Origin of the sequence: Mycobacterium szulgai (assembly GCF_002116635.1) — a bacterium.
GTDB classification, from domain to species: domain Bacteria; phylum Actinomycetota; class Actinomycetes; order Mycobacteriales; family Mycobacteriaceae; genus Mycobacterium; species Mycobacterium szulgai.
Window position 1 is genome coordinate 110,817 of sequence record NZ_LQPW01000120.1, and the last position, 10,856, is coordinate 121,672.

General features: G+C 63.6%; 11 protein-coding genes. 8 read left to right on the forward strand and 3 right to left on the reverse strand.

Features of this window, described 5'->3' with window-relative positions; genetic code table 11:
- Positions 1-50 precede the first annotated feature (50 nt).
- The 5 genes from AWC27_RS16725 to AWC27_RS16745 all read left to right on the forward strand — a co-directional run bounded on the left by AWC27_RS16725 (position 51) and on the right by AWC27_RS16745 (position 4,189).
- The gene (locus AWC27_RS16725) at positions 51-1,166 is read left to right on the forward strand and encodes an aromatic ring-hydroxylating oxygenase subunit alpha (protein WP_085671497.1); all 1,116 of its coding nucleotides are present in this window, start codon (positions 51-53) and stop codon (positions 1,164-1,166) included.
- The gene (locus tag AWC27_RS16730; RefSeq protein ID WP_085671498.1) at positions 1,166-2,719 is read left to right on the forward strand and encodes an AMP-binding protein; all 1,554 of its coding nucleotides are present in this window, start codon (positions 1,166-1,168) and stop codon (positions 2,717-2,719) included. The genes AWC27_RS16725 and AWC27_RS16730 overlap by 1 nt, the downstream gene beginning before the upstream one ends.
- Before the next feature lie 66 nt (positions 2,720-2,785).
- Positions 2,786-3,211 (forward strand): nuclear transport factor 2 family protein, encoded by a 426-nt coding sequence (locus tag AWC27_RS16735; RefSeq protein ID WP_085671499.1) that lies wholly within the window; start codon positions 2,786-2,788, stop codon positions 3,209-3,211.
- A 61-nt stretch (positions 3,212-3,272) separates the two neighbouring features.
- Positions 3,273-3,746, forward strand: a complete 474-nt coding sequence (locus AWC27_RS16740; protein ID WP_085671570.1) for a MaoC family dehydratase — start codon at positions 3,273-3,275, stop codon at positions 3,744-3,746.
- Positions 3,743-4,189 (forward strand): MaoC/PaaZ C-terminal domain-containing protein, encoded by a 447-nt coding sequence (locus AWC27_RS16745; RefSeq protein WP_085671500.1) that lies wholly within the window; start codon positions 3,743-3,745, stop codon positions 4,187-4,189. Before AWC27_RS16740 ends, AWC27_RS16745 begins: the two co-directional genes overlap by 4 nt.
- On the opposite strand, the gene AWC27_RS16750 is transcribed toward AWC27_RS16745, so the two are convergent.
- Positions 4,161-5,651 carry an aldehyde dehydrogenase gene (locus tag AWC27_RS16750; RefSeq protein ID WP_085671571.1) on the reverse strand — a complete coding sequence of 497 codons (1,491 nt, stop codon included), beginning with the start codon at positions 5,649-5,651 and terminating at the stop codon, positions 4,161-4,163. The genes AWC27_RS16745 and AWC27_RS16750 overlap by 29 nt on opposite strands.
- Positions 5,652-5,707: 56 nt before the next feature.
- Between AWC27_RS16750 and AWC27_RS16755 the strand changes: the two genes are divergently transcribed.
- The gene (locus AWC27_RS16755; RefSeq protein WP_085671501.1) at positions 5,708-7,054 is read left to right on the forward strand and encodes a secreted hydrolase; all 1,347 of its coding nucleotides are present in this window, start codon (positions 5,708-5,710) and stop codon (positions 7,052-7,054) included.
- Here AWC27_RS16755 and AWC27_RS16760 read toward each other — a convergent pair.
- Complete coding sequence (locus AWC27_RS16760; RefSeq protein ID WP_085671502.1) at positions 7,011-8,162, reverse strand: aromatic ring-hydroxylating oxygenase subunit alpha; 1,152 nt, start codon at positions 8,160-8,162, stop codon at positions 7,011-7,013. The genes AWC27_RS16755 and AWC27_RS16760 overlap by 44 nt on opposite strands.
- Positions 8,163-8,239: 77 nt before the next feature.
- Positions 8,240-9,076: a helix-turn-helix domain-containing protein gene (locus AWC27_RS16765; RefSeq protein WP_085671503.1), complete on the reverse strand. Its 837-nt coding sequence runs from the start codon at positions 9,074-9,076 to the stop codon at positions 8,240-8,242.
- Positions 9,077-9,163: 87 nt separating this feature from the next.
- Here AWC27_RS16765 and AWC27_RS16770 point away from each other — a divergent pair, with 87 nt between their 5' ends.
- Both AWC27_RS16770 and AWC27_RS16775 read left to right on the forward strand, forming a co-directional pair.
- Positions 9,164-9,598: a hypothetical protein gene (locus AWC27_RS16770; RefSeq protein ID WP_085671572.1), complete on the forward strand. Its 435-nt coding sequence runs from the start codon at positions 9,164-9,166 to the stop codon at positions 9,596-9,598.
- Positions 9,599-9,677: 79 nt separating this feature from the next.
- Entirely contained in the window at positions 9,678-10,397 is a 720-nt protein-coding gene (locus tag AWC27_RS16775) for a DUF1906 domain-containing protein (RefSeq protein WP_085671504.1), read from the forward strand.
- Positions 10,398-10,856: the final 459 nt, after the last annotated feature.

Genomic DNA, 10,856 nt, shown 5'->3' on the forward strand with positions numbered 1-10,856 from the left:
TCGATAGTTAAAATAGTAAAAATAGAGCCAGCAGTCGAAGCGGAGAGCTCGTGACGAACACCATTTCAGACCCGGCCAGCGATCCGTCGGAACGGGAGTTCGGGCCTAGTGGTATTGCGCTGTCGTCGTACCGGTTCCCGACGGGATGGTTCATCGTCGGCTTCGCCAACGGGCTCGGCGCCGGTGACGTCAAGCGCGTCCACTACTTCGGTGAGGAGCTGGTCCTGTTCCGCACCGCCTCCGGTCAGGTGCATGTGCTGGACGCCTACTGTCAACACCTCGGCGCCAACCTCGGCGTCGGCGGAACCGTAGAAGGCGAGAACATCGTCTGCCCCTGGCACGGCTGGCACTGGCGCGGCGACGGCACCAATGCGCTGATCCCGTACAGCAAGATCGGCTGCAAGAACAACGTCCGGATCCGCACCTACCCGGCGATGGAGTGGTACGGATTCATCCTGGCCTGGCACGAACGCCACGGCCGCCCGCCGTACTGGCAGCCGCCGGTGCTGCCGGAGCTGGAGACCAACGAGTACTACCCGCTGCACCCACACACCCAAATGCTCAATCGGGTCAAAGTGCACCCGCAGATGATCATCGAAAACGCGGCCGACCCGTATCACGTTCAGTACGTGCACAAGGCCGCCAACCCCGCCAACACCGCGTCGTTCGAGGTCTCGGGATATCACCTGCACGCCACCGTCAATGCCAATTTCGGCGGCGGCCGGGCAAAGACCTGGCTGACCCCTAACGGACCGGTCGACGCCAAGATCATCTATGACAACTACTCGCTGGGGCTGGGAATCGTCCGGTTCCCCAGTGATCTGGTGGCCACCATCCAGGTCACCGGGCAGACACCGGTCGACGAGGATTACACCGACTACTTCTACACTCAGGCATCCATCCGCGAGCCTGGCGACGGTGGCGATGTGCCCACCGGCCGTGCCGCCAAATTCCTGGCATTGCAGCAAGAGGTCATCAAGCAGGATTTCTTCACTTGGGAGAACATGAAGTACCTGGAGAAGCCGAACCTCGCTCCGGAAGAGGCCCGCGACTACGCCGCCCTGCGCCGCTGGGCGCACCGCTTCTACCCGAGCGAGCAACCGTCGGCCAGCGACTTCGGATACACCGCGCAGGGCGAGCCGGATCCGGCTGCAGCGGAAGCCTGATGAGCGGGCCGCTGGGTCCCGCCGATTTCGGTGTCGAACGTTTCACCGTGCCGGCCGTGCTGGATCGGCGGGCCGAGCAGCATCCCGAGCGGGTGCTGTTGTCGATCGCCGGCACCGAGGTCACCTTCGAGCAGATGCGGCAGCGGTCTTGCGCGGCGGCGAAGGTTTTGGCCGACAACGGTATCGGGCGCGGCGACTGCGTCGCGCTGTTCACCGCGACCTGCCCGCAATGGATCTACTTCTGGCTGGGCGCCGCACGGATCGGCGCGGTGAGCGCGGGGGTGAATGCGGCGAACAAGGGCGACTTCCTACTGCACAACCTGCGGCTGTCGCGAGCCAAGGTGATTCTCACCGACCCGGAGCGGCGCCCGCGGGTCGACGAGGTACTCGATCAGCTGGACACGGAGTGCGTTGTGCTGAAAGGGGATTCGCTTCCCGACGTCCCCGCCGGTCCCGACAGCAGCGCAGAGCCGGGGGACGTGGGTGCACTGTTCTTCACCTCCGGCACTACGGGGCCGTCGAAAGCCGTTGCCACGTCTTGGCATTACCTGTTCACGGTTGCCGCGACCGCCGCCGCCGCCTGGAAATTCCGTCCGCAAGAGGCGTTGTGGACCGCGATGCCTCTTTTTCACCTGAGCGCCGCACCCAGCGTGCTGGCCCCGATGCTGGTCGGCGGAACCACGGTGCTCGCCGGCGGCTTTCATCCCGGCCAAGTGTGGGACGACGTGCGCGCCCACGGCGCCATCGGATTCGTCGGGGCCGGTGCGATGGTAACGATGCTGCAGAACCTGCCGGAGGATCCTCGTGACGCGCAGTTGCCACTACGGTTCATCTCCGCGGCACCCATCGACGCGACGTCCTACCACGCCATCGAAGAGCGCTACGGATGTCGCATCGTGACGATGTACGGGATGACCGAAGCGTTTCCGCTTGCGGTCAAAGGCGTTGACGACCAAGGGGTTCCAGGAACATCGGGTAAGCCCAATCCGAACTTCGAGGTGCGTATCGTCGACGGCGATGGCGCTGAGTTGCCGACCGGGGCGGTCGGGGAGATCACCTGCCGGCCCAGATACCCGCATGTGATGAGCGAAGGGTACGTGGGTAGCGGATTGCGGGTTGAGCCACATCAGGAGTGGTTTCGGACCGGCGATCTGGGCAGGTTCGACAGCGACCAAAACCTGACCTATCTGGACCGGCTGAAGGACTCGCTGCGCAGGCGCGGCGAGAACATCTCTTCGGTGGAAGTCGAGAGCGTCGCCATGAGCCATCCGTCGGTGGCCGAAGCCGCGGCGGTCGCCGTGCCCAGCGAATTGGGGGAGGATGACATCTTGCTGGTCGTGACATTGCGGCCCGGGGCAGCATTGGATTGCGCGGATTTGCTCGACCATTGTTCGGTCCGGATGCCCTACTTCTGCGTCCCGCGATTCGTCGAGACGGTTGATGAACTCCCGAAGAACGCCATTGGGCGGATACGTAAAGACTTGTTGCGGGCCCGTGGACTAAGCCAGGTGGCGTGGGATCGTGAAAATCACGGCTACAGAGTTAGCCGATGAGACGCTAATGTTACGTCCATGTAACGCCGGTCCTGTCGTTCCCCCGGGAGAGGTTGAAGATCAACGATGACCATGACCTATCAGGAGCAGCAGATGCTCCAGGCCGCGACGGGCCGCGCCGCCATTCTGGATCTAACCGCCCGGCACAATCGCGCCTATTCGGATGGGGACCGCGACGCGTGGATCGCTACCTTCCGTCATTCCGGAGCCAGCTACACCCGTGACGGCGAGACATACACCGATTTGCGTGCGGCCTTCGACGGCGGCGACGGGCAGCGCCAGGTCAGCCTCGACCATGAGATTCAGGTCGACGGCGTCAACGCCGTCCAGCGCTGCGTTGTGGTGCTCTTTGCCGCCGTATACGGCGATACCACGCTGCGGGCCACCGGGACATTCCGAGACCGGCTGATCTACGAACGTGGTGGCTGGTACTTCACATCCCGTGTTCTGCAATGGGATTCGGTACCCAGCCGGCACCCGCTCGTCATGTGAGCGTGCCGAGCACCGGGTGAGTTACCAACTGGCCTTCGGCACCTATGAAGATGCGCTGCAAATGGTCGGCGCGACGAGCGAACCGCGCACCGCGGCGACAGAGGTCAGCGGCGCGCGCATTCAGTTGTTCGCGGCGATGGTCCGCGACCCTAACCGTTCATATTGGGATGCCGAGTACGCCCAGCAACAGTGGGGCGGTTTGCTGGCTCCGCCGGCTCTGTTGATGGGCTGGCTGGTACCGCCGCCATGGCAGCCCGGCTGCAGGGCGCCCACGGCGTCGATTGCGTTGCGGGTGCCGCTGCCGGGAACCACCTTCATCAACGCCGCCAACGACGTTGAGTTCCTGCTGCCCATCGTCGAAGGTGATCGGCTCACCCTGGTCGAGGAACTGGTCGCGGTGTCGCCGGAAAAACGGACGCGGCTGGGTACCGGTCATTTCGTTGAGACGCAGGAAACCTATCGGCGCGAGGACGGCGCGGTGGTGGCGATCAACCGAAATACATTGTTCCGCTTCACCCCAGCAACGGCCCAATGAGCGATACGGATCTGGACTGGAACGACATCGACGTTCCCGTCGACCTCCCCGAGGTCGTCGACGAGATCAGCTATCAGCGCGTGGTGGAAAACGCCGGAGCCACTTGGGACTACTTTCCGGGCCATTTCGATCCGGCCTACGCCCAAAGTCAAGGAAACCCAACGATTTACGTCAACACCATGCACCTGGCCGGTTTCGCCGACCGGGTCGCGACCCAATGGGCCGGCCCGGCAACGCGTGTGGTGCGCCGCTCCATGCGGCTGGCCGGCTCCATTTACGCCGGCGACACCATGGTCGGCCGGGGGCGGGCGGTGGCCAAGCGATATGACGACACCGTGGATCCGCCGCGCTACCTCGTCGACGTCCGGATCGAGGTGACCAATCAGCACGGGGAGCTGTGCTGTCCGGTCGAGATCACTCTGCAGTTCCCTGAAACCCGTTGATCGGTGGCATCTTTCCATTGCACACCACCGATTGCAGCTCGACGTACTCGTCGAGACCCTCCGGCCCGAACTCACGCCCGATGCCCGAATGCTTGAAGCCGCCGAACGGGCTGCTGATGTCGAGTTGGTACATGTTGATGCCGTAGGTACCGGTGCGCACACGACCGGCGATCTCGAGACCGTGGGCTGTGTCGGCGGTCCACACGGAGCCGGCCAGACCATACTCGCTATCGTTGGCGATCCGGATGGCGTCGTCCTCGTCCCGATAGGTCAGCACGGTCAGGACCGGGCCGAAGATCTCTTCGCGGGCGATGCGCATGTTGTTGGTCGCGTCAGTGAACAGGGTTGGGCGCACATACCAGCCGCGCTGGGCCGGACTCTCGTCACCGCCGAACACCAGCCGGGCTCCTTCCTGCTGGCCCGAGCGGATGTAGTCCCACACGCGCTGCTGTTGTCGCTGTGCGACAAGGGGTCCGATGTCAGTTCGCTCGTCGGTGGGATCGCCGACGTGCAGACCCGACATCATGTCAGCCAGCGCATCGACCACCTCGTCGTGGCGGCGTTCGCTCACCAGGATGCGGGTTTGCGCCACACAGGCCTGGCCGTTGTTCATCAAGCTGGCCGTCTTCAAGCCGGCGACGGTCTTCGTCACGTCGGCATCGTCGAGGACGATCGCTGCCGACTTGCCGCCCAGTTCCAGACTCACTCGTTTCAGCTGCTCGCCACAAAGGGCCGCAATACGGCGACCAGTAGCGCTGGACCCGGTGAAGGCGATCTTGTCGACGCCGGGATGGCGCACCAGCGCCTCGCCCACTGACGGTCCGCCGGTGACCACCGATACCACCCCCTCGGGCAGGTCGAGCCCTTCGATCATCTCCGCCAACCACAAAGAGTCCAAAGGGGTTTCGGGTGCGGGCTTGACGACGACGGCGCAGCCAGCGATGAGCGCCGGGATCAATTTGGGTATCAGCACACATTGTGGGACATTCCACGGCACGATCGCCCCGACCACCCCAACCGGGGCGCGGCGCAGGTGCGCTTCACCCAGCACGCCCCGGCGGCGTTCCACCCACGGGAACTCACGGGCGGCCGCCAGCGCCAGATGCATCATCGATACCGCCCCGGCGGCCTGGCCCAGCCTGCTGAAGCTGCGCGGTGAACCCATCTCCGCGGTGATCAGATCGGCCATCTCGTCGAGGTGGCGCCCGTAAACCGCAGCCAACTCTGCTAGCTTGCCCATTCGCTCCGCGACGTCAAGTCGAGGCCACGGACCGAGGTCGAAGGCCTGGCGCGCAGCGACAACGGCCGCGTCGACGTCTTCGGGGCCCGCTGCCGGGACGTGGCCGATTGGATCTTCGGAGTGTGGTGAGATGACGCTGAGCCGTTCCGGCGTAGCGGGTTTGCGCCAGCGCCCACCGATGAACAGTTCGTCATAGCAAAGGTGGCCAGGATCGTGCGTCACCACCGTAACTTTACTATTGGCGCTAACATAGCAAAAATGCGAAGCCGGGCTGTGGCATGAACGACGACTGGCGCCGATATCCCTTTCAATTGGTTCCTGGGGACGATTGGCTGGAGTTCCCTGCCGCCGAAGGCGAACACCCCGACCAGGAATCCGACACGTGGTTCCTCGCGGGCCAGCTCGACGCGCCCGAGGACGGCCGGTCGTTCGCGTTCCTGACCATCTTCAACAAGAACCGGCCCGGCGGTTCGATTGTCGCCGACTTCTACACGCTGGCGTTGTTCGATCTGAATACCGGCGAATACGGCACCTATACGGACTACGACATGCCACCGGCCAGCATGGACCCGGAAGCCAAGCCCAAGCTTTCGGCCGCCGCTGGGCATCTGGATCTGCAATACCGCAGCGATGCCGGCACCGCGTCATGGGTCACCCGTCGCGACGGCGACGGCGAACTACTGCCGTACAGCTACCGCGTCAGCCTGGCGGGCGTGGACCAGGCCGGCCGCTCCATGCGACTCGACCTGGACGTGACGCCTACCCGTGCCCCCACACCGGTGGGCGCCTCGACCTACCACGGCAAGATCGTCTGCTTCGGCCAGCCCGACACCTACTCCTACTTCCAGACCGCGATGACGATGACCGGAACGCTGCGCTGGGGAGACCTCACCGATCAGGTGTCCGGGGCCGCCGGTCACGTCGACCGGCAGTGGTTTCCGCTGTATGCAGGCGGTGGAACCGGGGAACCACCACGGACCAGGTCGCACGAATGGCGCACGATCAATTTCGACAACGGCGTCGACATGAGCATCTGGCGCCAATTCGACCGCAGAAACCGCAATGCCCTGCAACCGTTTACCGGAGTGACCACGAGTTATCCCGACCCGGCGCGAGCGCCGGAGTGCACCGAGGACTTCCAGATCACGATCGAGAGCTACGTGCGGTGGCCAGACGAAATCCAGCCATTGATCCGTCCGCCCGCGCCGGCGCGCTACCTACCGGACCGCCATCGAATCAGCTGTGCCGCTCTGGGTTTGGACATCGTCGGTGAGCCGCTGGTCCCTGCTCCGGCGCACGGCCTGCCGATCGAGTACATGGAAGGTCCCTACCGATACCACGGAACCCTTGCGGGTCAGCCGGTGAGTGCGTTCGCTTTCAACGAGCGTTCGCTGGCGCTGTACCGGGACTGGGAACTCGTGGAGGTTTTGACCACCACCGCCGCCAGCGCCGAACCGGCCGATCCACACCTGCAGAAGATGGTGGATCAGCTTGTCCCGCTGGTGGACTCGGGCCGTGGCCGCGAAGCTAAGGAACTGCTGATGCGGGCGCGTCGCGGCTGCGGCGACAAGGTCGGCGTGATTATCGACGATCTGATCGCGGCGCTATCGCCTGCTCCCACGTGATGTGGCGATGTTGTAGCCCAGGCTCGTTGCGGCCGAACACAAGCCGGTCCCGGGCTCCGGATTCGAGGTTGGCCTGCAGCCCCTCGACCAGTCGGTAATCCTCGTCGCGCACCGTGGCATGCGCGTACTCGAAGACGGCTTGCGCACCGGCGACCACCGATTCGTCGGAGATGTCCAGCGGCGTCGAATTCTGATGCACCGTAATGGATCTGCCCGGGCGATCACCGGGGTAGACCCGGAACAGCTCGCCATTGGCAATCGTCACCGACAGCACAATGTTGGGGAACAGCGCGTAGATCACCACCATGTTCTGGAATGGATCCCACTGGTCCTCGGGAACGTTGTCCAAGTCCAGGATCGCGTTGAGCGGGAAGATCAACCGGTGATGCGGCCCGTACGAGTCGAATACCGTGCAGTTGCTGCGGGCGATGGTGGCAAAGGTTTGCCGGTGCACGGTGGCGAAGTGGTAGTTCTCGGCGAACGTGTCGACGGCCAGCTTCCAATTGATGGGGGAGTCGAGTACCTTCTCGCCCAACGGAGACCACCGGCCGATGCCCCACGAGTCCAGTTCCTCGGCAAGTTCTCCCAGGTGCGCCGCGACATCCAGGTCGGTACCGGGAGTCATTGCCACCCAAAGGAATCCGGCGAACTCGACGGCCGGAAGTTCGGTCAGGCCGTCGGACTTCAGCGCCACGTCGGGAAAACCCTCGCGGCCCGGCAGACCGACCAGGCGCCCGGTGTTGTCGTACGTCCAGGCGTGATAGGGACAGGTGAAGCGCTTGGCGGTGCCGCAACCCGTGACCACCTGCGACTGCCGGTGCAGGCAGACGTTGTCGAAAGCCCGAACCGATTCATCGGATGTCCGGGTCAGCAGGATGGATCGGCCCATCACCGTCTTGGTGCAATAGCTGCCGGGGCCCGGCAGTTCCGAGACGTACCCGACGAGTTGCGGACTGGACAACACCATGGCCCGGTCGAGGTCGTGGCGTTCCACCGAGGTGTACTCGCGGGCGGGAACGGTGTACTGCTGGGCGGCAAGGTCAGTGGTTTTGTCGCGCGCCAGCTTCAGTGCCCGCCGGGTGAGGTCGATGAGCTGATCGTGATCCATGCGAACCCCCGTTGCAGTGAGCGCTCACCGTAACTTCACTAACTTTATAGTGACAGCAAGAATAAGGCCAACGTTCTCTAGCCCGACCCGAGGAAGCGCAGCAGCTGCGGGTACTGCTCGGCGATCATACGAAGACGCTGGGTGCCGTCAAGACGATGCAGGTAGTCGGAGGTGGACTCGTCGGCCGGAAAGAACGACTCGATTGCAAGGCTTTCCACGGAAATATCCAACGGACTGCCAAAGGTCGCGATGGTGCTGACGAACCGTAGCTCGGTGCCGTCGAGGGTGGCGAGATGAAACGGGACATAGAGCTCGCCGGCCTGTTCGCCGCGGTCGACTCTCCCGGGCGCCGGATAGCCGGCCAGTTCTTCGTAAAGCCGGCGGACGTCGGGTGCCGCGGTGGCGTCGGCGTGCCGGCGAACCCGGCGCAGGATGGACGCATGTACCTCGGCGAAGTTCAGTAGCCGCCGCGACAAGCCGCGCGGGTGCAGACACAATCTCATGACGTTGATCGGCGGTTGCAGCAGCTCGGAGTCCAGCCCTTCGGCGAGCAGAGTGCAACCGATGTTTCCGGCGATGAGGTTCCAGCACGCATCGGTGACGACAGCCGGATATGGGGCATGGCCGGCCAGCACCGAGTCGATGGCCGCCTTTACCGGCCGCATCGGCTCGGTGTCTAACGTGTGTTCACCGAAAACGGGTGCATAGCCGCCGTCGAGTAGCAGCCGGTTGCGGGCGTCCAGTGGCAGATCCAGTTGCTCGCCGATGCGTAGCAACAATGCGCGGCTGGCGTTGGCCCGACCGGTCTCGACGAAACTGAGGTGGCGCGGCGAGACGCCGATTAGATGCGCGAGTTCCATTTGGCTCAAACGCCGACGAGTGCGCCACTCGCGCACCGCAATACCCGCGGACATCTTTGTGAACCTAACGCCATTACATGGCCTGAAACCATTACCTCGAAGGTAATCGACATGATTATGTGGACGGCCAAGACTGACTACATGAGCACAACACCGATCACCACGCCGGCCTTGCCGCCGCAACCCAGGGTGCTGCGCCGCGCCTTTGCCGCCGCGGCGGTTGGCCGGATACTGTTGGGCGCCAGTGCATTTGCGTCTCCTCGTTCCCAAACCCGGATGAACGGCGTGCCAGACCAGCTGCTGTCCACCGAAACCAAGTACTTGATCCGCATATTCGGGGCCCGCGCCCTGGCCCTTGGCATCGGTTATCTCGGCAGCGACGAACTCAACCGGCGGCGTTGGCAATACCTCGGTCTCATGGTCGACACGCTGGACAACCTCAACGCCGCGATGGAATTGAAGAACCTCGAGCGCGGCGATCCCCGGGTCCGCTCACTGCTGAGCCTCGTCGCGGTGACCGGCCCTTACGCGATGCTGGGGGCAGTGGGCGCCATACAGCGCCACTGGGTCCGCTAACGAAGTTGTAGCAATGTGATGCACATGTGACTGCTGGTGTCAATGTGTCAAAAGGGGTTTTTGTCGTACTCTGTGGCATGTGTCGGTATCGCGACGTGACGTGCTCAAATTCGCGGCCGCAACTCCGGGTCTGTTGGGTCTCGGAGTAGCGGCGGCGTCGCTGCATGCGCCGCCGGCGTCGGCCTCGCTGGGCACCCTGCTGGATTATGCGGCCGGCGTCATCCCCGCCAGCCAGATCAGAGCGGCCGGCGCCGTTGGAGCGATCCGGTATGTCTCTGACCGGCGGCCCGGCGGCGCGTGGATGCTCGGCAAGCCGATTCAACTGACCGAGGCCCGTGACCTCAGCGGTGGCGGGCTGAAGATCGTGTCCTGTTATCAGTACGGAAAGGGCAGTACGTCGGACTGGCTGGGCGGTGCCGCAGGGGGGCTGCAGCATGCCAAGCGCGGCGCGGAGTTGCACGCCGCAGCCGGCGGGCCGGCCAGTGCCCCGATATACGCCTCGATCGACGACAATCCGTCATTGGACCAGTACAAAACACAGATCGTGCCCTACCTGCGGTCCTGGGAGTCGGTGATCGGACACCAGCGCACTGGCGTGTACGCCAACTCGAAGACGATCGATTGGGCGGTCAACGACGGCCTCGGTGCCTATTTCTGGCAACACAACTGGGGTTCCCCCAAGGGCTACACCCATCCGGCTGCCCATCTGCACCAAGTCGAAATTGACAAGCGTCAGGTCGGCGGGGTGGGAGTCGATGTCAACGAAATATTGAAGCCCCAATTCGGTCAGTGGGCATAAAGTTACGCATCAGTAAGTTGTGTCAACCGACCTCCAGCAAACACTCGTTCGCTCGCTGAACGGCGTCGCCCGCCCCTGCGGAACCGAGATCCCGGTCACAGCGCGACATCACGCGACCACCGAAGCGCGGATTTTTAACATAACGATTTGGTAACAATACTGCTTTGAACAGCGCTGTTATAGCTACTCGACCGTAACCACCTACATGCAGGACGTTTGTTCGGCAGACCCGCGCCGCTGATTCAGCGTGGTGTTACCCACGACACGGTTACCCGTGCGTAGAACTCGCCAGTAACCGATCGGCGTAAAAAAAGTGGACCAATCCTTATGACACTCTTATGAGGGCCGCTGCAGTTCCGGGCGCCGCTCGACCCACGAGCCGGCCCCTGACAACACACCGGTTAGTCGATTTTTCGACTGCGATTCGATGCGGAATCGATGACGCCCCGGCACGGGTGT

Excerpts from the sequence above, each read along its gene's own strand:
- AWC27_RS16730 (WP_085671498.1), top strand. The coding sequence starts at position 1,166 with ATGAGCGGGCCGCTGGGTCCCGCCGATTTCGGTGTCGAACGTTTCACC.
- AWC27_RS16735 (WP_085671499.1), top strand. The coding sequence starts at position 2,786 with ATGACCATGACCTATCAGGAGCAGCAGATGCTCCAGGCCGCGACGGGC.
- AWC27_RS16740 (WP_085671570.1), top strand. The coding sequence starts at position 3,273 with ATGGTCGGCGCGACGAGCGAACCGCGCACCGCGGCGACAGAGGTCAGC.
- AWC27_RS16745 (WP_085671500.1), top strand. The coding sequence starts at position 3,743 with ATGAGCGATACGGATCTGGACTGGAACGACATCGACGTTCCCGTCGAC.
- AWC27_RS16755 (WP_085671501.1), top strand. The coding sequence starts at position 5,708 with ATGAACGACGACTGGCGCCGATATCCCTTTCAATTGGTTCCTGGGGAC.
- AWC27_RS16760 (WP_085671502.1), bottom strand. The coding sequence starts at position 8,162 with ATGGATCACGATCAGCTCATCGACCTCACCCGGCGGGCACTGAAGCTG.
- AWC27_RS16765 (WP_085671503.1), bottom strand. The coding sequence starts at position 9,076 with ATGTCCGCGGGTATTGCGGTGCGCGAGTGGCGCACTCGTCGGCGTTTG.
- AWC27_RS16770 (WP_085671572.1), top strand. The coding sequence starts at position 9,164 with ATGAGCACAACACCGATCACCACGCCGGCCTTGCCGCCGCAACCCAGG.